Here is a 26,206-nt window from a genome sequence, read left to right on the forward strand (position 1 = left end):
ACGGCTTCGATTATCGTTGCAACTAAAGTCTAGATTATGCGGTTTTTTTCGCACCTAACGCTAGCCAGGTTTGCACGACGGTATCGGGATTGAGGGACAAACTGTCAATACCTTCCTCCATCAGCCATTGCGCAAAATCCTCATGGTCTGAAGGACCCTGACCGCAAATGCCCACATATTTCCCCTGCTTTTTGGCTGCTTTGATAGCCATTGAGAGTAGGATTTTTACCGACTCGTTACGTTCATCAAATAACTCAGAGACGACCCCGGAGTCGCGGTCCAGACCGAGCGTCAGCTGTGTCATATCATTGGAACCAATAGAGAAACCGTCAAAATGTTCGAGGAACTGCTCAGCCTGTAACGCATTAGACGGGATCTCGCACATCATAATCACTTTCAGTCCGTTATCCCCACGCTTCAAGCCCTGACGCGCAAGCTCGGCCACCACGGCTTCGGCTTGTGCCACAGTGCGCACAAAGGGGATCATCACTTCAACGTTTGTGAGATCCATATCATTACGCACCCGTTTCATCGCCTCGCACTCCAGTGCGAAGCAGTCGCGGAAGTTATCTGAAACGTAACGGCCCGCACCACGGAAACCTAGCATCGGGTTCTCCTCATGGGGTTCATACTTCTCACCACCGACCAGATTGGCGTATTCATTGGATTTAAAATCAGACAAACGTACGATGACGCGTTTCGGCCAGAATGCCGCACCGAGCGTAGCGATACCCTCGGTCAAGCGTGCGACGTAATATTCACGCGGGCTGTCGTACCCTTTAATCAGTTTGCTGATCTCCTCCTGTAATGCCGGTTCCTGCTGATCAAACTCCAGCAAAGCCTTAGGATGGACGCCTATCATACGGTTGATAATGAACTCCAAACGCGCCAGCCCAACACCTTCGTTTGGCAAACAGGCGAAATCGAAGGCGCGGTCGGGATTACCAATATTCATCATGATTTTCAACGGCAATTCTGGTAGCTCATTGACTTCAGAACTTTGTATAGTGAAATCGAGTTCATCTTGGTAAACATAGCCGGTATCGCCTTCCGAGCAAGACACAGTGACCTTCTGTTTTTCTTTTAATTTCTCGGTGGCATCACCACAGCCCACCACGGCAGGAATACCAAGTTCACGGGCGATAATTGCAGCGTGACAGGTACGACCACCACGATTAGTGACTATCGCCGACGCCTTTTTCATGATCGGTTCCCAGTCCGGGTCGGTCATATCTGTCACTAAAACGTCACCCGCATTAACGTGGTGCATTTCGCTGATGTCATGGATGATTTTTACCGGACCGGCACCAATACGGTGGCCGATAGCACGTCCCTCCACCAGCACTTTACTGCTGCCATTCAACTGGTAGCGCTCCATAACCTGCCCATTTGAACGCACTGTCTCAGGACGGGCCTGAACAATATATAATTTCCCATTGTGACCATCTTTAGCCCATTCAATATCCATCGGGCGGCCATAATGTTTCTCAATCAACAGCGCCTGACGTGCGAGTGCCTGAATTTCGTCGTCTGTCAGAGAAAAACGTTCGCAGAGTTCAGCGGGTACATCTTCAATTTGCACCTGTTTGCCGTGCTCCTGACTGTCCGCATAAATCATACGGATTTTCTTGGAGCCCATGTTACGCCGCACAATGGCCGGTTTGTTTTTAGCCAGTGTCGGTTTATGTACATAGAACTCATCAGGATTGACTGCGCCCTGCACGACCATTTCACCAAGACCATAAGCGGAAGTGATGAAAACCACCTGATCAAAACCGGATTCAGTATCAATCGTGAACATCACTCCAGCGGCGCCTAAATCAGAGCGCACCATGCGCTGAACGCCTGCGGACAAGGCTACGCCACGGTGGTCATAGCCCTGATGTACGCGATAAGAGATCGCCCGGTCATTAAACAACGAGGCATACACATGCTTCACGGCAGTCAGTACGGCATCAAAACCCTGCACATTAAGGAAGGTTTCCTGCTGGCCAGCAAATGAAGCATCCGGCATATCTTCTGCTGTCGCGGAAGAACGCACAGCAAAAGAGGCACCTTTTTCGCCTTCGGAGAGCTGTAGGTAAGCCTCGCGGATCGACTTTTCCAGTTCCGGCTGGAAAGGGGTTTCTACAATCCACTGCCGTATTTGCGACCCGGCTTTAGTCAGTTGAGCGATATCATCAACATCGACACTGTCCAGCAAGTCATGAATTCGGTGATTAACGCCGCTTTGGTCGAGAAAATCGTTAAATGCTTGGGAGGTAGTGGCAAAGCCATTCGGCACCGAAACACCCAAGTCGGAAAGATTGGTGATCATCTCTCCCAGGGACGCATTCTTACCCCCGACCTTGTCAACGTCGTTCATACCTAACTGGTTATACCAGATAACATTACGCAAATCGGCTTCGAAATTGACCATGAAACAATCCTTTATTAATTTCTGTAGGCTACTTCATTAATCAAGTAGGCTAATAGTTGAGTTAAGTAATTGGGATTTTCAGAGTGCTCAGTTATTTTAGATTAGCATAGTGATCCATAATCTTTAGACAGGTGAATCGATCCAGCTAAATAAAGTATTTTTGTTTAAGAAAATTCTAACCCCGTCATTTCACCGCACAAGCAAAAAAACAAGCAATTCGTTATGTATCAATGATAAAAGGCCAATTTATAAGAATGCGCCTATAAATCATCAACCCGCTGAAGCCGTGCTGAAGCACCTCAAAAGAATGTAATTTCATTCTGAAAAAATAAAATGGCATTTCATTTTCATGAATGATTTTGCGCAACACTTCGCAGAGTTTGCGCAAAAAAAAATTTCAGCTTTTTATTTATCATTAATACAGTTATTAATGTTTAACTCAGAGAAGTGTTAAATCTAAAAGCTGACTTTGCTAGCCAGCTAAATAGAACTTTTGCAGGAGTCAGGTGTGGACAGAACGGTGTTTTATATTTCGGACGGTACTGCAATCACTGCGGAGGTGTTGGGGCATGCTGTGCTGTCACAATTCCCGGTTAATGCGACGACCTTTTCGCTTCCCTTCGTAGAGAATCAAGGGCGCGCAAAAGCGGTTTGCCAGCAAATCAATGAAATCTATGAGAAGACCGGCGCCAGACCGCTCGTTTTTTATTCGATAATCTCACGTGAAGTGCGTGACATTATTGTCAGCAGCCAGGGTTTCTGTCAGGACATTGTGCAGGCTCTGGTTGCACCGCTACAAAATGAGCTGGGCGTTGACCCTACGCCGATTGTCAACCGAACACACGGCCTGACAGCGAGTAATATCAGTAAATATGACGCACGCATCGCCGCTATTGATTACACGCTGGCGCATGATGACGGCATCTCCCTGCGCAATCTTGATCAGGCACAGGTGATTTTACTGGGCGTGTCGCGCTGCGGCAAAACACCGACCAGCCTCTATTTGGCACTACAATTTGGTCTGTGCGCTGCAAACTATCCGTTTACAGCAGATGATATGGATAACATACAGCTCCCTCCAGCCCTTAAGCCGCATATGCATAAATTGTTCGGCTTAACGATCGACCCAGAAAGGTTATCCGCTATTCGTCAGGAACGTGTAGAGAACAGTCGTTACGCATCGATGCGCCAATGCCGCATGGAGGTGTCGGAAGTTGAGGCGCTTTTTCGCAAAAATCAGATCCGCTATATCAACAGCACCAACTATTCTGTGGAAGAGATCGCAGCCAAGATAATGGACAGCTTTGGTATGAGTCGTCGAATGTTTTAACGGGTTTTACTGACAAAGGTGGCATAACCCGTCGTCTTAGGTTGAAAACATCTAATTTTGCGTTATTGTGATCGCCATCACTTCCCGGTATTCCTGCCGTAGCGAAGAAACAAATTTAGAGAATCACATGTCACAAACAGATGAACTGCGTACGACGCGCATCGATAGCCTGATCACGCCTCAGGCACTGGCAGAGAAACTGCCGGTTTCCGCATCGGTTGCACAAAACGTGACAGCGTCACGTAAGCGTATTGAAAAAATAATCAATGGTGAAGATCCACGCCTTCTGGTCGTGATTGGCCCGTGCTCTATTCATGATATCGAAGCCGCCATAGATTACGCCGCGAAACTGAACGTTCTGCGTGAACGTTATCAGGATCGCCTTGAAATCGTGATGCGTACCTATTTTGAAAAACCGCGCACCGTGGTGGGTTGGAAAGGGTTAATCTCCGATCCTGAGCTTGATGGCTCGTTCCGCGTTAACCATGGCATCGAACTGGCTCGAAAAATTCTCTTGGCCATTAACGAATTGGGTATGCCGACCGCGACAGAATTCCTGGATATGGTGATCGGCCAGTATATCGCGGACCTGATTAGCTGGGGTGCTATTGGTGCGCGCACCACCGAAAGTCAGATCCATCGTGAAATGGCCTCGGCCCTTTCGTGTCCGGTGGGTTTCAAAAATGGCACCGACGGCAATACCCGCATCGCCATTGACGCGATTCGCGCGGCACGTGCCAGCCATATGTTTCTTTCACCGGACAAAACCGGTCAGATGACGATTTACCGCACTGCAGGTAATCCTTATGGTCACGTGATCATGCGGGGTGGCAAGAAGCCTAATTACTCTGCTGATGATTTGCAGGAAGCCTGCTGTAACCTGTCTGAATTCGATCTACCGCAACGTCTGGTGGTTGATTTCAGTCACGGTAACTGTCAGAAGCAGCATCGCTTGCAGTTACAGGTGGCAGAAGATATTTGCCAGCAAATTCGCAGTGGTTCAACGGCTATCGCCGGAATTATGGCAGAGAGTTTCCTGGAAGAAGGCACCCAGCCGATTGTTGCCGGTAAGCCGCTGACTTATGGCAAATCGATTACTGACCCATGCCTGAACTGGGAAGATACAGAGACCTTGCTGGCCATGCTGGCTGAGGCGACTAACAGCCGTTTCTGATCCCATTCCAACGCGTATTTTATGCTGACTCAGGGGACGGCCGCAGGTTGTCCCCTTTTTAATGCCATATTTCTCTAACACTTTCCTGTCACGTCTTTGCAACCTCTGATTTTCCTCATGGTTTTTCCCTTTCCGCGCAAAATTTGTGGTTAAGCGTCAGATAACTGGTGATTTAATATCAGATTTCTCTTGATGTGCAGTGATAATGATTTGATAACAATTCTCACATTGATATTAATTACCATTGGCATTTGTAACCATGAATGATCAACCTGAACGCCTTACGCCAACAGCCGCTGGCGATTTATCGCTGAAAAGTCAGGATCAAGTTGCTGACCACGGACTCTCTATTTCGAGTGCAGACTTGCTGGGCAATGCTGGCGTTGCCACCATTCTTCATCATGGGCAACGCTATCAGTTGCGTCAGACAAAAGCCGGAAAACTGATACTGACCAAATAACCCGGTACACCCTCTCGACTTTACCGCCAGCCACCCAGGTCCAAGGATCAAGGCAGCCAGCAAATCTATTGATATGTGAAAACATACGGAGAATTGCCTCATGCTTAAGTCCCTTAACACCCGGCTGCGTTTTTCATCCCTGAGTTGGCCCGCGTATTGAGCCAATTGTGGCAACCACGGCCGTCACCACGCTGGCTATTTCTCGATGAGCCGACATCTGCGCTGGACCTTTATCATCAACAACATACGTTACGACTGCTACACCAGCTTACGCGCGAAACCCCGCTATCAGTTTGTTGTGTCATGCACGACTTGAATCTGGCCGCCCTGTATGCCAACCGGATTATATTGCTGCATGAAGGAAGAGTGGTGGCATCAGGTACGCCAGCCGAAGTCCTGACCGCAGAGATCCTCGCCCGCGGGTATCAGGCCGATCTCGGCGTAACCTGGCACCCTGAAATGGCTGTGCCGCAGGTATTCCTGCGGCAGTAATGCGGGGAATTAACTGGAGCAGGAAATTTCCAAATGTTTCCCCCAATCCGGGGGTAAAGCTGCCATCGCATTGTATTGCGGTGCATCACTGTAGGGATCACGCAATGCCTGATGTAGCTGGGTCAGTAGGCTTATGTCATCCTGCTCTGCCCTTTCAATTGCCTGTTGAGCCAGGTAGTTGCGAAGAATAATGCGCGGGTTAGAGCGTTTCATCGCCTGCTGACGCGTGGCATCATCCTGCTCTTCACGCTGCAATCGCTGGCAATACTGTTTGTACCAGCCGTCAAAAGCTTCTCGGTCAATGAATTCATCACGCAGCGATGACTTAAACTGCCGTTGTTCAACCTCACATAACAGACGGAAGGTTCGGGTGTGATCGCGCCCCTCTTTCGCCATCAGGCTCAGTAAACCTGTGAGCAAATCATTGTCTTGCTTATCTTCCGTCAGGAAACCGAGCTTGCCGCGCATTAGTTTTCCGTAGGCCGCCATCAACGCCGGTTCATAAGCGTCAACTGCGCCTTGCACCTGTTCTGCGCTCATTAGACCTGAGAGCGTCTGCGCCAAACGGTGCAGGTTCCAGTAAGCGACGGCCGGTTGATTATCAAAACGATAACGTCCCTGGTAGTCGGAATGATTACAGATATAACCGGGCTGATAATCGTCGAGGAAACCGTAAGGTCCAAAGTCGATGGTCAGGCCGAGGATCGACATGTTATCGGTATTCATCACACCATGGGCAAAACCGACGCTTTGCCACTGGGCAATCAGCCTGGCCGTGCGTTGCACAACCTCCTGCAACCACAGCGCGTAACGCCGTGATGGGTCGCTTTCACTTTCCAGTAAATGTGGCCAGTGATGAGCAATGACGTAATCTGCCAGCTGTTTGACCTGCTCAGGCTGTTTACGGTAATAAAAATGCTCAAAGTGGCCAAAGCGGATATGACTTTCAGCCACGCGCATCAGCATAGCGCCGCGCTCAGGCTTTTCACGAAATACCGGTTCGTCACTGGTGACAATGGTCAACGCACGGGTGGTCGGAATCGATAAATGGTGCAGTGCTTCTGATGCAAGAAACTCACGGACCACTGAACGCAGCACGGCGCGACCATCGCCCATGCGCGAATAGGGCGTCAATCCGGCGCCTTTTAGATGCCAGTCATAATGACGTCCATCAGGTAACACCTGCTCACCCAGCAAAATTCCGCGTCCATCACCAAGTTGCCCAGCCCAGGCACCAAACTGATGCCCGCTATAAACTTGTGCCAGGGGTTTCATACCTGGGAAAAATGCTTCACCGCACCAAAATTCGCGGTGAGTGCCATCAAATAAGTTCGCGTCCAACCCCAGTTCCTGCGCCAGGGGTTCGCTGTGATAGAGCAACTTTGCCCCTTTGAGCGGCGTGGGTTTGAGTTCGGTATAAAAACCACCAAGCTGGTCAGCATAGTTATGTTCAAATTTTGGCATAAGACCCCCCTTTCTTTCAGTGTAGAGCGCTGGGGCATTGATTAACACAGAGGGAAAGCAGGGAGATTATAAATGAACGGCGGATTAACCCGGAGCAAAGCATTTCGCTGGAAAATAAAGAGACGCTCAGTCAATAAAATTGGGGAGGCTTGTGTAACAAAGAATTCAGCGCGGAATCCTCTACACCAGGCCATAACCGCCCTTTCATACCCTGTACCTCGCTCTTATTTAGTGCTTCGAAGTACTCCATACTGTCCAAACCGTCTATCACAATGTTGCGACAGAATCGATTAACGTTTTTTATTAGTAAAGGTAGAACGATGGTGTAATTTTCACCCCGAAAAAGCTCCCAGAAAAAAGAACGATCAAGCTTAACCCAGCTGAAAACATGGTCGAATACCGGTGCCATATTGGCATTACCTGAACCAAAATCGTCAAGCCATAACGTGAAATGACTTTTTAATATCATTAAATGTGAATTGCGTTGGCCTTCTGAAATCAGGGGAAATGTCTCACCAATACAGAGATGAATAAAGGAATAAGCCTTAAGGCGCTCACGTATCTGAACATTCTCTATAATAATTTTTGCCAGCTTTTGTTCGATTGGAATATTGAGTACTACCTGATTTTCCTCAAACCAGCATGCGTGCTCTTTGACCCAGAACAATTGCTCAGTTAAAAAGTGAGTCAGTTGCTGAGTATTTAATGAATTCAAAGCCAGCTCTGTCGGCATCAGTAGCTTATTGTCGATACTTACAAATCGACAAACTAACTCAACCGCTAATAATTTCCCTTCCCCGGAATATATTGGCTGGCATAGGTAGCGGCTGTTAAAGACCGCATCGAATTGTATTTTCATTTTTTCCCAGAACATCACCGACGCTATGCAATGATTAATAAAAATTTTGCATATCAATCAAATCAAAAAGGTACCAGAGCTTCGGGGCCCTCCCGAAAGAATCCTTTGACTGATACCGAAAAGTGCCTGTCTGATGTTAATCATGTTGTCTGGGTTTCCTAAAAGGAAGCGAAATTAATATTTTTAGGATTATACCCCCTTAGTACTCTCTCTTAACTGGAGCTTAGAAGGGAAAGGCGGTTATTGCTTATCTCATCGCGAGTGGCCGATTGCCGCCATTCTGTCAACTCGCGCGGGGTCGTTAATTTATCGACGCTGTGCATCAACGCCAATGACATAAATTGAGCCTGGCATCACTGTACGCAACTGACCAGCCAGTGTTGCAGTTCGTTAAGCTCTGAACACTGTGCCGGATATTGGGTGATTATTTGCTGGCATTGTATAGCGATGTCTTCTGGACGATAAAAAATGCCTGCCAATTTCAGCGATAAAGCATTTAATGGTGCGGGATTGAGACTGTCAGTAAAGATCTGTACACGGCTGATTTTTCCTTTAAAAATATCAAAGTGAATATCTACGCCGCCCCAAACAAAGCGCTCATTGAGTAAATGGCTAAATGCGGGTGCTTTACCGAAATTCCACTCCCAACTGCTCTGTTTAGCAAATTGCTCGGCAAAACCGGGTAAATTGGGGAAGACATCCGGTGAAATAATTTCCGGTTTAACCTGTAAGCCATACCATTCAAAAAAGGATTTAATAATTGCATCACAAATTAGCGAATGATTAATCTCAGGCATGAGTTCACTGAGATTGGCGACGCGCGAACGCACCGAGGTGATACCTTTGGCCTGTAACTTTTTCGGATCCGGATTAAGATAGTTTGCTAAGCGACTGAGGTCTGCATTGAGTAATAAAGTACCGTGATGAAAGCCACGATCCTGAGTCTCTTTATACGCCGAACCGGAAATCTTGCGTTCACCATCAGCCGTATTAGCGACCAGATCGTTGCGCCCTGAAGCACTGGCACTGATACCGAGCGATTTCAGCGCATTGAGAATAATGGCCGTTGATACGCTTTTATCGTATTCCGGCTTTCCGGCCATGAACGTAAAACATGTATTACCCAGATCATGGAACACTGCCCCGCCCCCACTACTTCGTCTGGCAAGCCGGATGCCGTCCTGTTCCATTCGACGAGTATTGCACTCTTTCCATGGGTTCTGTGCCTGCCCGATCACCACGGTTTCAGCATTACGCCACAGGAACAACACCCGCTGAGTGGTCATTTGACGGAAGATACAATCTTCCACCGCGAGATTAAACCAAGGATCGTAAGAGTCGGAAAGCAGTAATCTGAGAGGTTTCATCACGTTTCATCCTGAAGGAAATCTGACGGGATGATAGCAGTAATAAAGCCAGCTAAATATGCACAGGCGGCGTGGACATCGAAATCATTGATTGCCCAAAAAGCATGCAAGTGACATCAAGGCAGCAACCGAATTAACCTCACAAGCTCACTCAAGTCAGTGGGCGAGGTGATAAACCTGCCAGGAGCAGAGTTGCACGCAGCTTGCAGCGCGAAGAGATAACCCTCCGGGAGCATCCGCATAAGTAAGGAAAATCAATACCGAGATGGCTTGAGGGATGACGGGGATTAGATTCTGCGCGCTTGCCAGTAGACCTTCCGCCAGTAAACATTGTCGAGTGAGGAACGGGTAACCCCCTGACTGGTGGAAGCATGAATAAACTGATCGTCAGTGTCGTAAATCCCCACGTGTAAACCATTTTCACCGCTGCCGGTTTTGAAAAAGACCAGATCGCCGGGAAGCAGTTCGTCACGGGGGACTTTATTGCCGATTTTAGTCTGCGCAGTGGTGGTGCGCGGCAAGATAACACCGAAGCGGTCACGGTAAGTGCGGAAAACAAACCCAGAACAGTCAACGCCGCTCGGCTGAAGGCCACCATAGCGATACGGCGCGCCATGCCATTGGCTAAGTTGATCGTTTAACTGTGCGACAACAGCAATAGAGTCCGACATTTTACCACTCGGTGGTGGTGCATGGCTGCTACAGCCATTGAGCACCAGCGCAGCGAATATCAGCAGAGAATAGAGTGTTCCGGTCTTCCAACGCATGGCGCTTCTTCCTTCATGGATGACAGTCACAGTGACAGTATCAGCTCAGAGAGCAGTCGGAGCACACCACTGAACTCTAAGAGCAGGTTATTTGAGGATAAAAAGAATCTAACGCTATTTTATCCGTCATCCAATCGAAAAACGCAAATTCATTAGAGTTTATCGCTTCAGTGCGCATTCTGAGCTGGTTTGCTGTGGATAAGCCAGACCCCAAACAACACCAGCAATCCGCCGCAGGTTTTCAACAGATGCAAGTCTTCATTGAACCAGGGCAGCGTCACTGCAGCCAGGTAGACCAATGCGTAGCTAAGGCTGAGCAGCGTATAGGCTCGATGCAGGGGCAATACCTGCAGCGTGAAGTACCAGCAAGCCATCGACAGGACGTAGCCAGTGATACCACAGGCGACGGCGATTAGCGGCGGCAGATGATCGAGAAACCACGATAAATGTATATCAGAGAGTGAAAGCAGCGGGATTTGTACCATTCCCCACTTCATCAGCAGTTGCGCCAATGTCACCAGTAGCAAACTGGCGCTTCCCCAGGCATAGCCCTTCATCCATTCTGTCGTTTTCATGCAGTCACACTCATCAGCGCTATTCCTAACATGATAAAACCGACACCCACCCAGTGGCGCCGGTCAATCTGCTCTTTGAATATCCAGCGAGCGCTGAGGGTGATCAGCACAAAATTAAGGCTAAGCATCGGATAGGCAATGCTCAGCGGTAGCTGTTGCAGCACACGCAGCCACAACAGCATAGCTAACCCCAGCAGACAGACCGCCAACGCGAGCCATCGGAGCACACTGCCAACGTTACCCTTACCGATCTGCGCGGCCTGCTTCTGACAAAGCTGCCCCGCGCAGGTCAGTACGCTGACCACGAGTACCAGCAAATAACCGATCATGGTAATTTGTTGTAGAACAATAGGGATAAGCGATCCATCTCAACAACTTTATCTGGTCGTGGAAGCTTGGAATTATCCGCACCTATGCTCTCTTGCTTAATAACAACAGTGACAGCACCTTGCTGACGTGCATTTTGTAGCCATGCTGGGAAACTGTTAGCACCAATATAATGATTTTCAGCGTCCGGATAACCCAGACCATACTGCAGTTCGCCTTTTTCATCATACATCAAGATATCACTACGCTTCAGTGTCCAGGCGAGGCCGGTTGCTATCCCAACGTTATCAGCCAAAACGTACTTGCTCGCTTTTAACAATGCGATGTTGGCATCAACAAATACCTGCGGTTGTTTAGAGTCGATAACTTTTTGTGGGATAACCTGCCCCACTAGCAAGGCTAAGACCAGCGGACATGCTGCCGCCCAATACCAGCGACGACGCAATGAGGTTAGACTGATTACCCCCGCAAGTGCCCAAACTGCGAAGCACAAAATCGCTATCAGGACTTTCGGAAATTCTCCTGCCGTATAGACGGGTTTGATGTGCAACGGTAAACGACCAGAGATCACCACCAGTGCAGCGACCGCTAGCACCCCAAAAATAATGTTAATAATACCATTAGCCTTGAGCGCTTTTAAACGCCCAGATAAGCGTATCTGGTCCAAATAGTCAGCCATCAGCAGTGCCAGTGGAGCAAAACACGGCAGAATGTAAGTCGGTAATTTCCCTTTGGCAATACTGAAAAAGATCAGCGGCATTACCGTCCAACTCAACAGGAAAAACAGTTCAGGACGCATTACCCGCTTGGTCCAACCACTAATTAACGCGCCCGGTAATAGTCCCATCCATGGCAGTGCTCCGAGGAAAATGACAGGAACGTAATACCAGAAAGGTGCTTTGTGTTGAGCATTCTGTTCGGCAAAACGCTGAATATGCTCAACCCAGAAGAAATAATTCCAGAAGTCCGGTTCTCGATGCGCAATCGCTAATACCCAGGGCAAACTCAGTAGAATAGCGCTAAGGATGGCCAGTGGCCCCCAGCCCAACAGGGTTTTAAACCGCTTTTCCCGCCAGACGATCGGCAACACGGCGATCACCGGAACGGCCAATGCCAGAAAGCCTTTGGTCATAAAACCCATACCACATGCCAGACCGAGTGCAATCCAACTTAGGGCTTTCTGCTTTGTACCGGTGACACGCAAACAGTAGTAACTCGCGACCATTGCCGCACTCATCCACAGCGTTATCATCGGATCAAGAACGCTGTAGGTTCCGATAGTAAAAACCAGAAGGGATGAGAGATAAATCAGCGCCGCGACACAGGCTGTCTGGCGGTTACGCCACATTAGCATCGCCATCCAGAACACCAGAATCGTGCTGAGTAGCGTGCAAAATACGGAACCAAAGCGCACCGCAAAATTGGTGTCACCAAAAATCATCTGGCTGATGTTATTAAACCAGTAACCGGCTATCGGTTTTTCAAAATATCGCAAGCCGAGAAGATGCGGTACCACCCAATCACCCCGTTGCAGCATTTCACGGCTGATTTCGGCATAACGCGTTTCATCGGGTTGCCACAATAGACGGGTATTCAACGGAACCAAATAGACCAAGGCAAAGAACAGGAGAAGAACAGTGCTCCATATACCTTTGTACGCTTTCAACATCAGGAACATCCTTCTTGCTGGCAACCTAACCACCCTTCTCGCCCAGGGAACGTGGAACGAACAACACGACCGACGGGCAGACTGGTCAGATCAGCAGGTAATAATTCACCCAGTGCGCAGAACTGAATGCCCTGTAGGGCAGCGCGGGTCAGTAAGTCATCAAACATATCCGCCAGCGACATACCTTCCACTTCGGCATGAATGGTATAGACCGGTACACCGCAGTCATCCTTAATGGCCTGCAAAATAAAATCATTGAACGTGGCCGTGGTCACTTCATTGCCAATGACTTCATCGTAGGTCGGCAACGTTACTGGGATTTGTACCGTGCCTACTTCACCATTTTCCAGCATGGGTAAGAAGGGTCGTTTTCCCCGGCAGTCACTGTTATAGCGAAAACCAAACGTTTGTTTGACGTCAATAACCCGCTGATCGGCACGCCATCCGGCAACCGCAGAGCAATCAACCGCTCGGCCGATACTGTTTTGAAGCGCATCCAGACCGAGACGGATTTGATTTTCCAACTGAGGCTTTGACCATTTCGCCACTTTCGCCTGCCAGCCCTGGTGATCCCAGGCATGCAAGCCAACTTCATGACCGCGCTCAGCCGTTTCTTTCATCAGAGAGGCAAAATCACGATATATCTTTTTACCCGGCCAAGCCGTACCGGCCAGCAGAATATCCAGACCGTACAGTGACGCTGCATTTGAGCGCAGCATTTTCCACAGAAAGCGGGGACGTAAGAGGCGCCATAAATGGCGCCCCATGTTGTCCGGACCTACGCTGAAGAAAAAGCTGGCAGTGATGTGATGTTTTTCCAAAACACGCAGTAATTGAGGGACACCCTTTCGGGTGCCACTCCATGTGTCGACATCAATTCGTAGACCGACTTTTTTCATGCACAAATTCCGTTATGCCTGATTGTTGTCTGGATTAACCGAGCGCAGGAAGAAGTCGAGAGTTTTGTCGACGGTTTTATCCATCGAGACTTCAGGCGTCCAATTCAACAAACGTTTAGCATTTTTGATGCTTGGCGTACGGTGTTCAACATCCTGATAGCCTTTACCATAGTAGCTGCTGCTTTCGACAGATTTGAAACCGGCAAACGGCGGGAATTGGTCACGCAGTGGGTGCGCTTCAAAGCTGTGTAGCAGCATTTCGGCCAATTCACGGATGCTGGCTTCATTCGTCGGATTACCAATGTTAACGATCTGACCGTCACAGCGATTTTCTTTGTTCTCAATGATGCGGAACAGCGCTTCGATACCGTCGTTAATATCCGTAAAGCAGCGTTTCTGCTCACCACCATCGACCAGTTTGATCGGAGAACCTTCTACCAGATTCAGGATCAACTGGGTGATGGCACGTGAACTACCAATACGTGCAGCGTCGAGGTTATCAAGGCGCGGGCCCATCCAGTTGAATGGACGGAACAGGGTGAAGCGCAAGCCTTCTTTAGCGCCATACGCCCAGATAACACGGTCGAGCAGCTGTTTGGATACGGAGTAAATCCAACGTTGTTTGTTGATCGGGCCAACAATCAGACGTGAGCTGTCTTCATCGAACTCTTTGTCGTCACACATGCCGTAAACTTCAGACGTGGACGGGAAGATGATGCGTTTTTTGTATTTCACACAATCGCGGACGATTTTCAGATTTTCTTCGAAATCCAGTTCGAATACGCGCAGCGGATTGCGGGTATATTCGATTGGTGTGGCTATCGCCACCAGCGGTAGGATCACGTCACATTTTTTGATGTGATACTCGATCCACTCGGAGTGAATACTGATATCGCCTTCCACGAAGTGGAAATGTGGGTTATCCATGAAGCGGCTGATAGCATCAGAGCTGATGTCCAGACCGAAGATTTCGTAGTTATCTTCGCGCAGCAAACGTTCGCTCAGGTGGTTACCGATAAAACCGTTCACTCCCAGGATAAGCACGCGGGTGCGGCGTTTCATCGCGGACGTCGGCAATGAACTGAGCCTGACATCCGGCATGATGCCTAATTCCAGTGACAGGCGCGAACCCTGCACATAGAGGCCTGACTCACTCTGACCCGCCTGAATTTCCAGTGCACCTTCACCACAAGCGATGACCAAAGGGTCGCTCGACAGCACGGTACCAGGTTGTTTGTCATGTGCCGTTGCCAGCGAACGCGAACGCCAGATGGTCATTTTACGCTGACCAAGATAGGTAAATGCACCAGGATAAGGTTCGGTCACAGCACGAATCAGGTTATTGATTTCGGTTGCGGGTTTGTTCCAGTGAATTTCACCATCGGCCGCAGTACGGCGACCAAAATAGCTAGCCTGAGATTCATCTTGTGGTGTCAGCGTGATCTGACCCTGTTTCATTTTAGGCAGGACTTCCGCCAGCAGGACCTGCGCAGCATCGCGAACTTTAGCATGCAACGTCAGCGCGATATCCTCAGCACTGATTGGCACGACGCGCTGTGCCACAATGTCGCCAGCATCGGGACGGCTAACCATTTTATGCAGCGTCACGCCTGTTTCACTTTCGCCCTTCAGCAGCGCCCAGTTAACTGGCGCACGCCCGCGGTAGCGTGGCAATAATGAACCGTGCAGATTGAAGCCACCTTGGGTGGCTAGGGACAGGACATCATCGCTAATCATGTTGCGATAATAGAACGAGAAAATAACGTCCGGCTGTAAGTCACGGATACGGTCAACCCATAGTGGATGATTCACATCCTCAGGAGCGTAAACCGGAAGATTTAAGTTAGCACCCAAACGGGCAACCGAGGCGAAAAAGTTGTTTTCGTCTGGAGAATCGGTATGAGTAAATACCGCTTGTACGTCATAACCTGCGTCAACCAAGGCCTGTAGACCAACACAACCAATATCATGGTACGCAAATACAATCGCTTTCATCACTCTTCTTCCTTGCTGTTTTCGTCAGAACGCATTCCAACGACTTTTTGAACAAAATAGCGCGGACGTGCACGCACATCGTTATAGATTCGCCCGATGTACTCACCGAGCAATCCCATTCCTACAAACTGCGCACCGATAAACATAAATAACAGGGCAAACAGGGTAAAGACGCCATCCGCTGCCCATGTAGGACCGTTGATCAAACGCATCAAAATCAAAAATACCGCAAGCACGAAGCCAAACAGAGCAATCAAACTCCCCACCACACTAAGCAAACGCAGAGGCGTGGTTGTCAGGCAGGTGATGAGATCGTACATCAGATTGATGAGCTTCATCAGGCTGTACTTTGAGTCGCCGAATTCACGCTCCGAGTGCTGCACCTGGATTTCCGCCGTTCTGCGCGCAAAAGTATTAGCCAAAATAGGAATAAACGTACTGCGCTCATGACAATGCAGCATAGCTTCAATAATGTGGCGCCGATAAGCACGTAGCATGCAGCCATAGTCACCCATGGATTTGCCTGTCGCCCGCTGAATCATCATGTTGATCATCTTTGACGCGGACTTACGGAACCATGAGTCACGGCGGTTAGCACGCACAGTGCCGACCACGTCATAGCCCTCTTCGGCTTTTGCCACCAGACGAGGGATCTCTTCCGGCGGGTTTTGCAAATCAGCGTCGAGTGTGATCACCAGATCGCCGGACACATGGCTGAAACCAGCCATGATCGCTGAGTGCTGACCATAGTTTCGGTTAAGTAACACGGCAATAATGCAGTTTTCCGGTTGCTCTGCCGCGTGAGTTAACATCTCTGCGGAACGGTCACTGCTGCCATCATCGATTAAGATTATTTCGTATTTTTGAGTCAGTTGACGACAAGCCGTCTGTGTACGGGAAAGTAGAGCTGGCAAGCTCTCTTCCTCGTTATAGACAGGGATGACGATCGAGACTTTTTTGATAGGTTCAAATTGCGCCACTATTGGAACTCCACGAGAGAAAATAGTGCAGCAACAACGCGGTCTACATCGCTGTCCTGCATATCAGGGAACAGCGGTAAACTGCACAGACGCTCGGTGTTCCATTCGCTGTGTGGCAGGCTGAGGTCAGGATAACGTTCGCGATAATATTTCTGGGTATGTGCCGCGCGGAAATGTAGCCCGGTGCCGATACCGAGTGCTTTTAGGCGCTCCATCAGGACATCACGGCTGATACCACAGCGGGCTTCATCCACGCGGATCATGAACAAGTGCCATGCATGCAAGTGTGGGTATTCAGGCACCTTCATCGGCAAAAACGGCGATCCCTGCAGTTTTTGTAGATACAAATTCGCCAGTTCCGTACGGCGCGCATTGATTTCAGGCAGACGACGCAACTGAACCACGGCAATCGCCGCATTAATGTCGGATAGGTTGTATTTAAACCCAGGCTCGACCACTTCAGTCTGCGGCTTACGGCCCTGTACTTCGCGATCAAATGCATCTACCGCCAGACCGTGGAACTTCAAGACCCGAACTCTCTGCGCCAGTTCATCGTCGTCGGTTGCCACCAAGCCACCTTCGGCACATGTCATGTTCTTAATTGCGTGGAAGGAAAAGATTGCGGTGCCTTGTGCACCAATCCAGCGGTCGCGGTAGCGGGTGCCTGCGGCATGCGCAGCGTCCTCAACAATGGCAATGCCATGTTTTTCAGCCAGTGCGTATAGCGGGTCAAGATCCAAAGGGGCCCCCGCGTAGTGTACCGGGATAATCGCTTTGGTTTTTGGCGTGATTGCAGCAGCGACATCGTCAGTGCTAATCATCAGGGTGTCGGGGTCAACATCAATCATCACCGGCTCTGCACCCAGCAGGACGATCATGTTAATGGTGGAAACCCAGGTCTGTGAAGGTGTAATAACCTCATCACCTGGGCCGATGCCCAGCGCCATAAGAGTGACGTGCATACCACCAGTTGCCGAGCTAACGGCAATGGCGTGTTTGCATCCGAAGGTCGCAGCAAAATCCTGTTCGAGCTGATGCGTCTGTGGACCCGTTGTGATCCAACCAGAACGCAGCACATGACTCACTGCCTCAATTTCTTCCTCACCCATGGATGGACGGGAGAAAGGCAAAAAATTTTCCATGACACAATCCTACAAGAAGTATTTTATTCGAATGAGACTTTAGTACGGATTCAATGAACCATTATTAAACGACACACTTTAATATTCCATGCACAGTGCCAACTTAAGCTTAATTAAACCTTAAGGCTCGTCAGAATAAATTTATAATAAATAGAACCCACGTGATAGACATTGCATAGATAAAATAAATAACCCGTAATATCATGTAGATAGACAGTATATTTTGCAACCAAACCAGAAATACTATTGACAATACTTCAACGAAGATGAGTTTATTGTTAGTGTGCAATCTATTTTCGTACTGAGAGATAGAGTGTAAACAAGCATGTCATCAACTATTCCAACCTACCTGTAACAAATCATCTTTCTTTAGTATTCTAAACTAACGTTATCAGCCACTGCCGCCCCGCGACGTCATGCAGCTGAAAATTGACGTCAAACACCGCATTCAAACCGTTTACCTGCATGACATCTTGCCTTTTTCCGGCAGCCACCACCTGACCTTTCGCCATTAACCACACCTGATGAGCGTAGTGCAACGTGTGATTGAGATCATGATCGCTGATAATTGCCGTACGACCGCTGGCACAAAATTGCGTAATGAGTTCATCAAGAGCTTGCTGTTGGGCTACGTCCAGGCTGTTCATTGGCTCATCCAGGAGTAGCAGCCTGGACAAGGGGTTTAGCGTCGGCCAAACTTGCAAAAGTATGGCAACCAGACGCACGCGCTGCCATTCCCCACCCGATAACCGCGTCACAGGTCTGGAGAGTTTATCCTGCAAGTGCAATGCCGATGTCAGCATCATGATGGTCTGTTCTAGTCGCCCGGGATCAGCGCCCGCTGGCTGATGCAGTGAAAGATACTGAAACACCGGCATCACCGACACCGGGACCGATTGCTGGTAAAGATAGCCTCGTAGCCTGGCAAGCTGCATACCCGTTAACTCTTCAATAGGTTGCCCGCCGAGGATAATGTTCCCTCCTCCGTCCAGCATTCCGGCAATTCGGGCCAACAGACTGGTTTTCCCTGCGCCATTAGGGCCAATAACATGGACACGGCTACCGGCGCTCACATGGGTTGTAAACGCCTGCAACCGTCCAGGCACACTCAGTTTATGGCATTCCAACATGGCTATCCCTGCGCATCAATGTTCGATTACTTTGCTAGTGCCAGTTTGATGGCATCCACCAGTTTAGGATCTTCAGGCGTCATATCCGGTGCAAAACGTTGAATAACACTCCCGTCACGACCCATAAGGAATTTTTCGAAATTCCACAAAATGTCATCCGGATGCAACGGCTCACGCCCTTTGCTGGCGAGACGCTGATAAAATGCACTGCCCTCCGGTTTGATAGCCTGCGGACAGGCCGCGATCAGCGATTTATACAACGGATGTCGGTTTTCACCGTTAACGTCAATTTTGCTGAACATCGGGAATTTGACACCAAAATTGGTGGTGCAGAAGTGTTGAATTTCTTCTTCCGTGCCGGGTTCCTGAGCACCGAATTCATTACATGGGAAGCCTAAAACCTCAAAACCCTGTTCATGCCAGGCCTGATAGATATTTTCCAAACCTTCATACTGCTTGGTCAACCCGCATTGTGATGCCACATTGACAACCAGCAGTACTGAGCCTTGGTAAGCACCCAGCGTGGTTGCCTCACCGTTAATTTTTCTCAGGGGAAGATCAAAAATTGCATTGTTCATCTTTTATATCCTGCGGTTATTTGCCAATGTCATAGGGCCGAAAGGTAAACTGAAGAGCAGTAAAGATAGCCTGTCCCAGGCATGTTGTGCATTTATCCTGTCTGATTCAGATGGCTTTGACCAGTAGCCAAATAAAAAGAGGTGCCCCGAGTGTGGCTGTCACCACGCCTATCGGCAGTTCTGCAGAGTAGAGTGTGATACGTGCAAGGACGTCAGCCAACAACAACACGGCCCCACCAACAAGGGCGCAGGCGGGGAGTAAATGACGCTGGTCAGTGATCCCACACAACCGCAGAATATGGGGAATAATCAGCCCGACAAACCCAATCACTCCGGCTATCGCCACACTCAGACCCACGACCCACCCGACAGCCAGCACCAGAAGATTCCGCCATACAGCAATAGAGACTCCGAGCTGCTGCGCCTGTCCAATACCCAATGATAATACATTCAGTGTTCGGCCCTGAAAGGTCATCCAGATGACAGCCGGGATTAGCATAGCGCCTAGCCAACTTTGCCGCCAGTCAACGCCTCCAAATCCCCCCATCATCCAGTACATCAGTTGGCGTAAGTCCAGGTTACTGCTGAAGTAAACCGACCAGGTCATCACAGCGCTACACACAATACCAATAGCGACGCCCACCAGCAGCAAACGGGCATTGGTCAGCAAGCGTTGCCGTGCAAAATGTAGCAAAAAAAACGTGATCATCAATGCACCGGCAACTGCAGAGAGGCTCATGACCCAGACCGGCAGTAATTCATTTCCCAGCATAACGCACAGCACCAGTGCTACACCCGCTCCGTTGGCAACGCCAAGCAGGCCGGGTTCAGCCAGCGGGTTCTCAAACAGAGCTTGCATGACCGCACCGGAAACCGCGAGCCCCGCGCCCACCAGGATCACAGCGAGTGCGCGTGGCAGACGTAGCTGCCAGACAAAGAGTTGGCCCTGGGAGCTAAACCAGGTATCTGGCCATATCCAGTTTTCACCTGCGCACAGGCTAAAAAGGAGAATCAGCACCAGTAGCCCGCTGAAGAAACCTAGCAGCCGGCGGTCACGGCGTTTCTGTTTCAGTTCAAGCACGGTGAATATTGGGATATTTTTCATCAAGTCCTGCATGAAAATAGGCATCCTGACGCGTTTGCATGGCGGCAAGTCAGCGAATACGGAGGGGAAAGGAGTCAGTATCTTACCGATATTAAGCAGTTTTTTAGCGGATATCCTTAAAAAAATAAATAAAAAAAGGCCAGCGCTTTCGCGCCAGCCTGATTTAAGAAGGATAAAGGTTAGTAACGTTGCCCGTCTGGAGGAATAGGTTGTCCTTTCCCCTGAGGGTTATCATTTCCCCGTTGCTGGCCTTTATTATCATGACGCGGGTCACCATGTGGGCTTTCCTGCCGATGGAACTTCTCATGCGCCCGGTCGTAGTATTGTTTTGGCGGTGGCGAAGGCTGCCAGCGATCACCGCGCCAGTACATGCCATGGTTGTTGCGATCACCAATATGGTGCCCTTGATGCTCATGCCACCATTGTGGTGGACGCCAGTCGTAACCGTCCCAATAATAACCGCGATGATCCTGATCTCCGAGGTGAACAGAAACACCCGGGACATTGACGTCAACCGTCACGCCTGCCTGTGCGATGATAGGCAGTGCCAGTACGCAATAAAGCAGTACAAGAGATTTTTTCACAGAACTCACCTTATTAATTTTATTAACCTGCTCTTGAGAGGATTTATAACAAGCAGAAATAAGGCTGACCATGAGAGGAAAGGAGTTTTTCAGTTAACTTTCATATTGCTTACAATAAAAATACAAATGCACCCCAGGATAGCATGGCCGCTGGGGAGTAATAAGAAGTATTCTAATCTTATAATGCTCTTAACATATCTTAACGTAAGCCTGACAACAGGTTTACGGTATTCTATTTATACTGAATGTGTTTATTCAAATAAAGGATATATTTATGCGTCGCATCTTAGCTTTCTTTAGTGTCGCTCTGGTTATCGTCAGCCTCAGTGGTTGCATCTTCCCTGGCCCTTACGGCCATGGTGACGGTCCTCGTGGTGGTGGTCATCCACACTATTGGCATTGATCATTAATGTTTTAATGACTGATTTTTATGGTTAGTACTGACTAGCCTCAGTAAAAAAATCATTGCCTGATTAAATATAAAATAAGGGGCTTCGGTCCCTTTTTTTTATATTTACCATGCAACGCCAAGCATGATTGAAATAAAAACCCACCGCGACTTGAATTAATCTATCAGACTACTCCTGAATAAAAAACCCCCTTAACACTATCTTTTCATTTTGAGTGCGATTAATTCATGCCTGTAATACTCAGCAAGATTTGAAAGGTATATCCGCAGAAAAGCATAAAAAAAAAGGCCGCTTTCGCGACCTTTTTGTCCAACTCACTTATTCTTTCGGAGTCGCATTCTCAACCCGACTTTTCAACTTCTGTCCCGGACGGAAAGTCACCACACGGCGCGCCGTAATAGGAATATCTTCGCCGGTTTTCGGGTTACGTCCCGGACGTTGGTTCTTGTCACGCAGATCGAAATTGCCAAAACCAGACAATTTAACTTGTTCGCCATTCTCCAAAGCGCGACGCACTTCTTCGAAGAACAGTTCGACCAGGTCTTTGGCATCCCGTTTGCTAAGCCCAAGCTTTTCAAACAGGTGTTCTGACATTTCAGCTTTAGTAAGCGCCATAGGTTCAATCCCTCAAGGATGCTTGGAATCGCTGCTTTAGAGCCTCTACACATTTTGCAACAGTAGCGGCGATCTCTTCTTCTTCCAGTGTACGAGCGGTATCCTGCAATACCAGACTAATAGCTAAGCTTTTATAACCTTCTGCCACGCCCTTCCCACGATACACGTCAAATAAGTTTACGCCAACTACCTGATTTGCGCCAACTTTCTTACACTCTACCAAAATATCTTCTGCAGCGACATTTTCAGCAACCACAACAGCGATGTCGCGACGGTTTGCCGGGAAGCGCGAAATGGCTTTCGCATCAGGCAGCACGCGGTCTGCGACCTTATTCCACAACAGTTCAAACACCACGGTACGGCCATTTAAATCAAGCTTACGTTCCAGTTCAGGATGGACTACACCAATGAAACCAATACGTTCGCCGCATAAATAAATGGCGGCACTCTGTCCAGGATGCAGCGCCGGATTTGCTTCAGCTTTGAACTGGATATCATCCAATTTTCCGGTAAGTTCAAGAATCGCTTCAAGATCGCCTTTCAAATCGTAGTAGTCAACGGCCTGTCTCGCCAGATCCCAATGTTCTTCACTTTTATTGCCGGTGATCACAGCGGACAGCATGACGTCCTGGCGGATACCCAGATTCGCTTGAGTATCAGGGACAAAGCGCAGACCACTTTCAAAAATGCGCACGCGGCTCTGTTGACGGTTCTGGTTGTAAACCGCTGATGTCAGTAAACCCGTCCACAACGAAAGGCGCATGGCAGACATCTCAACAGAGATTGGGCTCGGCAAAATCAGGGCTTCTTCGTCTGGATGCAGCAAACTCTGGATTTTTGGGTCAACGAAACTGTAAGTAATCGCTTCCTGAAAACCACGATCAACCAGTAGATTTTTAACACGTTTTAGGGACAGATTGGCTTCACGATGCTTGGTCATTTCCAGGTTGGCTTTCACCGGCACATCCGGGATATTGTTGTAACCATATACACGTGCGACTTCTTCAACTAAATCTTCTTCGATTTGCATATCGAAACGCCAGCTTGGTGCAACCGCCGTCCAACTATCTGTTTGCTGCTCAACCAGACAACCCAGGCGTGATAAAATGTCAGTGACCTGCGCATCGTCAACATGATGGCCAATCAGGCGGTCAAGTTTCTCGCGACGCAGTTGAATTGTCGCCGCTTTTGGCAAATGTTGATCTGAAGTAACATCAATGACCGGCCCCGCAGCACCACCACAAATCTCTAGCAAAAGAGCCGTTGCGCGTGCCATCGCTTTATGTTGCAACACTGGATCAACACCACGCTCATAGCGATGCGACGCATCAGTATGTAAGCCCTGGCGGCGCGCACGGCCAGTAATGGACAGCGGATTGAAGAAAGCACACTCCAGCAATACATCCTGAGTATCGTCATTGACGCCAGAATGCTCACCGCCGAAAATACCGCCCATCGCCAGCGCCTTTTCGTGATCGGCAATCACTAGCGTATCGTCGCTGAGTTTGGTTTTAGTACCATCAAGCAGTGTTAACGCTTCATCTTTATGTGCCATACGTACGACAATACCGCCCTGAATGCGATTGAGATCAAAGGCATGCATCGGCTGGCCAAGTTCAAGCAACACAAAGTTGGTGATATCAACAACAGGGTCAATAGAACGAATACCACAGCGGCGCAGTTTCTCGCGCATCCATAGTGGCGTCGCGGCTTTTACGTTGATGCCTTTAACAACTCGGCCCAGATAGCGCGGACAGGCTTCTGCTGCTTGCACTTCGATTGGCAGCACGTCATTGATGGTGGCCGCCACTGGGGACATGTCAGGCTCAGTTAACGGCATCTGATAAAACACGGCGACATCACGAGCGATACCGATGATCCCCAGGCAATCGGCGCGGTTCGGCGTCACGCTGATTTCAATGGTGCTGTCGTCAAGCTTGAGAAAATCACGGATGTCGCTGCCGATCGGTGCATCAGCGGGCAATTCGATGATACCGTCGTGATCTTCAGAAATACCCAGCTCTGAAAACGAGCACAGCATCCCTTCTGATGGTTCGCCACGCAGTTTAGCGGCTTTGATTTTGAAATCACCTGGCAGTACTGCTCCTACGGTAGCCACTGCGACCTTGAGACCCTGCCGGCAGTTTGGTGCACCGCAAACGATGTCAAGAATGCGTTCGCCACCAACGTTTACTTTGGTGACGCGCAGCTTATCAGCATTGGGATGCTGGCCACATTCGACAACTTCACCCACGACAACACCGTGGAAGGCACCAGCCACAGGTTCAACACCGTCAACTTCCAGACCGGCCATGGTAATTTGATCAGATAGAGCTTCGCTGCTGATGGCTGGGTTTACCCATTCACGCAACCAGAGTTCACTGAATTTCATGTGAAATTTGCACCCCAGAGGTCTGGGTTCTCAGTAAACGCGTTGCATCGAACCAAAAGGTATCATGGTCCGCACGTGCCGGATGGTGGCTCGGAATGTTCAGCGCATCAAAGTTATGGTAGTCATCTTCAATTTCAGGACCGGTTTCCACGGTAAAGCCTAACTCGCCGAAGAAGGTTTCAATGCGGTCGATAGTTCGGGTCACAGGATGCAAACCCCCATTCTCAATACGGCGACCTGGCAGGGAAACATCAATGGTCTCTTCAGCCAGGCGAGCATTCAACACAGCAGACTCAAGCGTATTCTTACGCGCATTCAAAGCCTCCTGAACCTGTGCTTTCGCTTCATTGATGACTGCACCTGCTGCCGGGCGCTCTTCTGCTGGTAGTTCACGGAGAGTCGTCATCTGGAGTGTCAGGTGTCCTTTCTTACCCAGATATTCGACACGCACATTATCCAGCGTGGCAATATCCTGAGCACACTCTACGGCGGCCTTGGCGTTGGCAACCAGTTCTGCGAGATGTGGCATTGCTTTCCTCTTCTTCTGGCCTGCACGGCCGGATGTGAAATAACTGTTATTAATCAGGGGCGCGATTTTGGCCCTGAACCTTAGTAAATAAAGAACAGATACAAAAAAGCCTCCACGAGGGAGGCTTAGGCGCTACTTTTCGTTTCTTCTCTTACGCGCGAAAGCCTTCCTGAATCAGGCGCTAAAGTAAAAAAAGAAACGGAAAATAGCAGCATTCATGCTTGCAGTACCTTGTTGGTTTGACGTGAAACCTGCAGTGTGTTCATCAGTGACGATGATTAAACCACTAATCCCACTGATTATAAACAAAAAAGAGGGAGCAAGCTCCCTCTTTTTAGCTGACTTATGCCAGTGCTGCTTTCGCTTTTTCTACCAGTGCGCTAAATGCGAACTTATCGAAAACGGCGATATCAGCCAAAATCTTACGGTCAATTTCAATAGAAGCTTTTTTCAAGCCGTTAATGAATTTGCTGTAAGACATGTCGTTCTGACGAGCTGCTGCGTTGATACGCGCGATCCACAGCTGACGGAACTGACGTTTCTTTTGACGACGGTCACGGTAAGCGTATTGACCAGCTTTGATAACAGCCTGGAATGCAACACGATATACGCGCGAACGGGCACCGTAGTAACCTTTCGCCTGCTTTAAAATTTTCTTGTGACGTGCACGTGCTACCACACCACGTTTTACGCGAGCCATATGCTCTCCTGAGTTTTATTCTTGATTAAAAAAGTGTATTTATGCGTACGGCAAACATGCGGTGACAAGACCCAAATCATTCTTGGATACCATGCCTTTAGGACGCAAATGACGTTTACGCTTAGTAGCTTTTTTGGTCAGAATATGACGCAGGTTAGCGTGCTTACGCTTAAAACCACCACTACCGGTTTTTTTAAAGCGTTTAGCGGCGCCACGTACTGTTTTGATCTTTGGCATTTTACAT

Annotated in this window: 25 protein-coding genes, 2 pseudogenes and 1 other annotated feature; of the genes and pseudogenes, 5 read left to right on the plus strand and 22 right to left on the minus strand. The window is 49.0% G+C overall.

Going from position 1 to position 26,206, the window contains the following annotated elements; genetic code table 11:
- Window positions 1-34: 34 nt before the first annotated feature.
- Window positions 35-2,419, minus strand: coding sequence for a phosphoenolpyruvate synthase (gene ppsA / locus IEV89_RS07170; RefSeq protein ID WP_188471952.1), 2,385 nt, complete (start codon window positions 2,417-2,419; stop codon window positions 35-37).
- A 508-nt stretch (window positions 2,420-2,927) separates the two neighbouring features.
- Here ppsA and ppsR point away from each other — a divergent pair.
- The 4 genes and pseudogenes from ppsR to IEV89_RS07190 form a co-directional block, all read left to right on the plus strand.
- The gene (gene ppsR / locus IEV89_RS07175; protein WP_188471954.1) at window positions 2,928-3,749 is read left to right on the plus strand and encodes a posphoenolpyruvate synthetase regulatory kinase/phosphorylase PpsR; all 822 of its coding nucleotides are present in this window, start codon (window positions 2,928-2,930) and stop codon (window positions 3,747-3,749) included.
- 127 nt (window positions 3,750-3,876) lie between these two features.
- Window positions 3,877-4,923 carry a 3-deoxy-7-phosphoheptulonate synthase gene (locus IEV89_RS07180; RefSeq protein WP_188471956.1) on the plus strand — a complete coding sequence of 349 codons (1,047 nt, stop codon included), beginning with the start codon at window positions 3,877-3,879 and terminating at the stop codon, window positions 4,921-4,923.
- Window positions 4,924-5,182: 259 nt separating this feature from the next.
- The gene (hemP, locus tag IEV89_RS07185) at window positions 5,183-5,383 is read left to right on the plus strand and encodes a hemin uptake protein HemP (RefSeq protein ID WP_188471958.1); all 201 of its coding nucleotides are present in this window, start codon (window positions 5,183-5,185) and stop codon (window positions 5,381-5,383) included.
- A gap of 141 nt (window positions 5,384-5,524) precedes the next feature.
- Window positions 5,525-5,875, plus strand: a pseudogene (locus IEV89_RS07190) (ATP-binding cassette domain-containing protein); the annotation flags it as partial.
- Between the two features lie 9 nt (window positions 5,876-5,884).
- Here the strand turns inward: IEV89_RS07190 and IEV89_RS07195 are convergent.
- The 15 genes from IEV89_RS07195 to IEV89_RS07265 all read right to left on the minus strand — a co-directional run bounded on the left by IEV89_RS07195 (window position 5,885) and on the right by IEV89_RS07265 (window position 21,316).
- Window positions 5,885-7,339, minus strand: coding sequence for a protein adenylyltransferase SelO (locus IEV89_RS07195; protein WP_188471960.1), 1,455 nt, complete (start codon window positions 7,337-7,339; stop codon window positions 5,885-5,887).
- 130 nt (window positions 7,340-7,469) lie between these two features.
- Complete coding sequence (locus IEV89_RS07200; protein ID WP_188471962.1) at window positions 7,470-8,198, minus strand: EAL domain-containing protein; 729 nt, start codon at window positions 8,196-8,198, stop codon at window positions 7,470-7,472.
- A 353-nt stretch (window positions 8,199-8,551) separates the two neighbouring features.
- A complete protein-coding gene (gene lplA, locus IEV89_RS07205; protein WP_188471964.1) occupies window positions 8,552-9,565 on the minus strand; it encodes a lipoate--protein ligase in 1,014 nt (337 codons plus the stop codon).
- 287 nt (window positions 9,566-9,852) lie between these two features.
- Complete coding sequence (locus tag IEV89_RS07210; RefSeq protein WP_188471966.1) at window positions 9,853-10,332, minus strand: NlpC/P60 family protein; 480 nt, start codon at window positions 10,330-10,332, stop codon at window positions 9,853-9,855.
- Between the two features lie 167 nt (window positions 10,333-10,499).
- Window positions 10,500-10,889: a 4-amino-4-deoxy-L-arabinose-phosphoundecaprenol flippase subunit ArnF gene (gene arnF / locus IEV89_RS07215; protein WP_188472419.1), complete on the minus strand. Its 390-nt coding sequence runs from the start codon at window positions 10,887-10,889 to the stop codon at window positions 10,500-10,502.
- A 14-nt stretch (window positions 10,890-10,903) separates the two neighbouring features.
- On the minus strand, window positions 10,904-11,236 hold the full coding sequence (gene arnE, locus IEV89_RS07220) for a 4-amino-4-deoxy-L-arabinose-phosphoundecaprenol flippase subunit ArnE (protein ID WP_188471968.1): 333 nt from the start codon (window positions 11,234-11,236) through the stop codon (window positions 10,904-10,906).
- Entirely contained in the window at window positions 11,233-12,900 is a 1,668-nt protein-coding gene (gene arnT / locus IEV89_RS07225; protein WP_188472421.1) for a lipid IV(A) 4-amino-4-deoxy-L-arabinosyltransferase, read from the minus strand. Before arnT ends, arnE begins: the two co-directional genes overlap by 4 nt.
- A gap of 2 nt (window positions 12,901-12,902) precedes the next feature.
- Entirely contained in the window at window positions 12,903-13,802 is a 900-nt protein-coding gene (arnD, locus tag IEV89_RS07230; protein ID WP_188471970.1) for a 4-deoxy-4-formamido-L-arabinose-phosphoundecaprenol deformylase, read from the minus strand.
- 12 nt (window positions 13,803-13,814) lie between these two features.
- Complete coding sequence (gene arnA / locus IEV89_RS07235; protein ID WP_188471972.1) at window positions 13,815-15,797, minus strand: bifunctional UDP-4-amino-4-deoxy-L-arabinose formyltransferase/UDP-glucuronic acid oxidase ArnA; 1,983 nt, start codon at window positions 15,795-15,797, stop codon at window positions 13,815-13,817.
- Complete coding sequence (arnC, locus tag IEV89_RS07240; RefSeq protein WP_188471975.1) at window positions 15,797-16,777, minus strand: undecaprenyl-phosphate 4-deoxy-4-formamido-L-arabinose transferase; 981 nt, start codon at window positions 16,775-16,777, stop codon at window positions 15,797-15,799. The genes arnA and arnC overlap by 1 nt, the downstream gene beginning before the upstream one ends.
- A complete protein-coding gene (gene arnB, locus IEV89_RS07245) occupies window positions 16,777-17,919 on the minus strand; it encodes a UDP-4-amino-4-deoxy-L-arabinose aminotransferase (RefSeq protein ID WP_188471977.1) in 1,143 nt (380 codons plus the stop codon). Before arnB ends, arnC begins: the two co-directional genes overlap by 1 nt.
- A gap of 377 nt (window positions 17,920-18,296) precedes the next feature.
- The gene (btuD, locus tag IEV89_RS07250; protein ID WP_188471979.1) at window positions 18,297-19,049 is read right to left on the minus strand and encodes a vitamin B12 ABC transporter ATP-binding protein BtuD; all 753 of its coding nucleotides are present in this window, start codon (window positions 19,047-19,049) and stop codon (window positions 18,297-18,299) included.
- Window positions 19,050-19,075: 26 nt separating this feature from the next.
- The gene (locus tag IEV89_RS07255; protein WP_188471981.1) at window positions 19,076-19,627 is read right to left on the minus strand and encodes a glutathione peroxidase; all 552 of its coding nucleotides are present in this window, start codon (window positions 19,625-19,627) and stop codon (window positions 19,076-19,078) included.
- Window positions 19,628-19,733: 106 nt separating this feature from the next.
- Window positions 19,734-20,732, minus strand: coding sequence for a vitamin B12 ABC transporter permease BtuC (gene btuC / locus IEV89_RS07260; RefSeq protein WP_188472423.1), 999 nt, complete (start codon window positions 20,730-20,732; stop codon window positions 19,734-19,736).
- Between the two features lie 179 nt (window positions 20,733-20,911).
- Entirely contained in the window at window positions 20,912-21,316 is a 405-nt protein-coding gene (locus IEV89_RS07265) for a DUF2502 domain-containing protein (protein WP_188471983.1), read from the minus strand.
- A 274-nt stretch (window positions 21,317-21,590) separates the two neighbouring features.
- Here IEV89_RS07265 and IEV89_RS21890 point away from each other — a divergent pair, with 274 nt between their 5' ends.
- Entirely contained in the window at window positions 21,591-21,719 is a 129-nt protein-coding gene (locus IEV89_RS21890; protein WP_268235649.1) for a lipoprotein, read from the plus strand.
- A gap of 325 nt (window positions 21,720-22,044) precedes the next feature.
- Here the strand turns inward: IEV89_RS21890 and ihfA are convergent, their stop codons facing one another.
- The 6 genes and pseudogenes from ihfA to rpmI form a co-directional block, all read right to left on the minus strand.
- On the minus strand, window positions 22,045-22,341 hold the full coding sequence (ihfA, locus tag IEV89_RS07270; protein WP_004717732.1) for an integration host factor subunit alpha: 297 nt from the start codon (window positions 22,339-22,341) through the stop codon (window positions 22,045-22,047).
- A gap of 4 nt (window positions 22,342-22,345) precedes the next feature.
- A complete protein-coding gene (gene pheT / locus IEV89_RS07275; RefSeq protein WP_188471985.1) occupies window positions 22,346-24,733 on the minus strand; it encodes a phenylalanine--tRNA ligase subunit beta in 2,388 nt (795 codons plus the stop codon).
- A gap of 4 nt (window positions 24,734-24,737) precedes the next feature.
- Window positions 24,738-25,262 (minus strand): annotated as a pseudogene (locus tag IEV89_RS07280) (tRNA ligase subunit PheS family protein); the annotation flags it as partial.
- 99 nt (window positions 25,263-25,361) lie between these two features.
- Window positions 25,362-25,486, minus strand: a sequence feature (Phe leader region).
- Window positions 25,437-25,481: a pheST operon leader peptide PheM gene (pheM, locus tag IEV89_RS21550; RefSeq protein WP_106120997.1), complete on the minus strand. Its 45-nt coding sequence runs from the start codon at window positions 25,479-25,481 to the stop codon at window positions 25,437-25,439. Its footprint overlaps the feature before it by 45 nt.
- 119 nt (window positions 25,487-25,605) lie before the next feature.
- Window positions 25,606-25,962 carry a 50S ribosomal protein L20 gene (rplT, locus tag IEV89_RS07290; protein WP_188471989.1) on the minus strand — a complete coding sequence of 119 codons (357 nt, stop codon included), beginning with the start codon at window positions 25,960-25,962 and terminating at the stop codon, window positions 25,606-25,608.
- A 39-nt stretch (window positions 25,963-26,001) separates the two neighbouring features.
- Window positions 26,002-26,199, minus strand: coding sequence for a 50S ribosomal protein L35 (gene rpmI / locus IEV89_RS07295; RefSeq protein ID WP_140471921.1), 198 nt, complete (start codon window positions 26,197-26,199; stop codon window positions 26,002-26,004).
- Window positions 26,200-26,206: the final 7 nt, after the last annotated feature.

This window comes from Hafnia psychrotolerans (genome assembly GCF_014639435.1).
GTDB classification, from domain to species: Bacteria; Pseudomonadota; Gammaproteobacteria; order Enterobacterales; family Enterobacteriaceae; genus Ewingella; species Ewingella psychrotolerans.

Bases quoted from the DNA above. Each gene is read 5' to 3' on its own strand.
- IEV89_RS07180 (WP_188471956.1), top strand. From the start codon at position 3,877: ATGTCACAAACAGATGAACTGCGTACGACGCGCATCGATAGCCTGATC.
- pheT (WP_188471985.1), bottom strand. From the start codon at position 24,733: ATGAAATTCAGTGAACTCTGGTTGCGTGAATGGGTAAACCCAGCCATC.
- rplT (WP_188471989.1), bottom strand. From the start codon at position 25,962: ATGGCTCGCGTAAAACGTGGTGTGGTAGCACGTGCACGTCACAAGAAA.
- IEV89_RS07255 (WP_188471981.1), bottom strand. From the start codon at position 19,627: ATGAACAATGCAATTTTTGATCTTCCCCTGAGAAAAATTAACGGTGAG.
- btuD (WP_188471979.1), bottom strand. From the start codon at position 19,049: ATGTTGGAATGCCATAAACTGAGTGTGCCTGGACGGTTGCAGGCGTTT.
- arnF (WP_188472419.1), bottom strand. From the start codon at position 10,889: ATGAAGGGCTATGCCTGGGGAAGCGCCAGTTTGCTACTGGTGACATTG.
- IEV89_RS07200 (WP_188471962.1), bottom strand. From the start codon at position 8,198: ATGAAAATACAATTCGATGCGGTCTTTAACAGCCGCTACCTATGCCAG.
- ihfA (WP_004717732.1), bottom strand. From the start codon at position 22,341: ATGGCGCTTACTAAAGCTGAAATGTCAGAACACCTGTTTGAAAAGCTT.
- btuC (WP_188472423.1), bottom strand. From the start codon at position 20,732: ATGAAAAATATCCCAATATTCACCGTGCTTGAACTGAAACAGAAACGC.
- lplA (WP_188471964.1), bottom strand. From the start codon at position 9,565: ATGAAACCTCTCAGATTACTGCTTTCCGACTCTTACGATCCTTGGTTT.
- IEV89_RS07195 (WP_188471960.1), bottom strand. From the start codon at position 7,339: ATGCCAAAATTTGAACATAACTATGCTGACCAGCTTGGTGGTTTTTAT.
- IEV89_RS07210 (WP_188471966.1), bottom strand. From the start codon at position 10,332: ATGCGTTGGAAGACCGGAACACTCTATTCTCTGCTGATATTCGCTGCG.
- arnE (WP_188471968.1), bottom strand. From the start codon at position 11,236: ATGATCGGTTATTTGCTGGTACTCGTGGTCAGCGTACTGACCTGCGCG.
- arnD (WP_188471970.1), bottom strand. From the start codon at position 13,802: ATGAAAAAAGTCGGTCTACGAATTGATGTCGACACATGGAGTGGCACC.
- ppsA (WP_188471952.1), bottom strand. From the start codon at position 2,419: ATGGTCAATTTCGAAGCCGATTTGCGTAATGTTATCTGGTATAACCAG.
- hemP (WP_188471958.1), top strand. From the start codon at position 5,183: ATGAATGATCAACCTGAACGCCTTACGCCAACAGCCGCTGGCGATTTA.
- arnA (WP_188471972.1), bottom strand. From the start codon at position 15,797: ATGAAAGCGATTGTATTTGCGTACCATGATATTGGTTGTGTTGGTCTA.
- rpmI (WP_140471921.1), bottom strand. From the start codon at position 26,199: ATGCCAAAGATCAAAACAGTACGTGGCGCCGCTAAACGCTTTAAAAAA.
- IEV89_RS21890 (WP_268235649.1), top strand. From the start codon at position 21,591: ATGCGTCGCATCTTAGCTTTCTTTAGTGTCGCTCTGGTTATCGTCAGC.
- arnB (WP_188471977.1), bottom strand. From the start codon at position 17,919: ATGGAAAATTTTTTGCCTTTCTCCCGTCCATCCATGGGTGAGGAAGAA.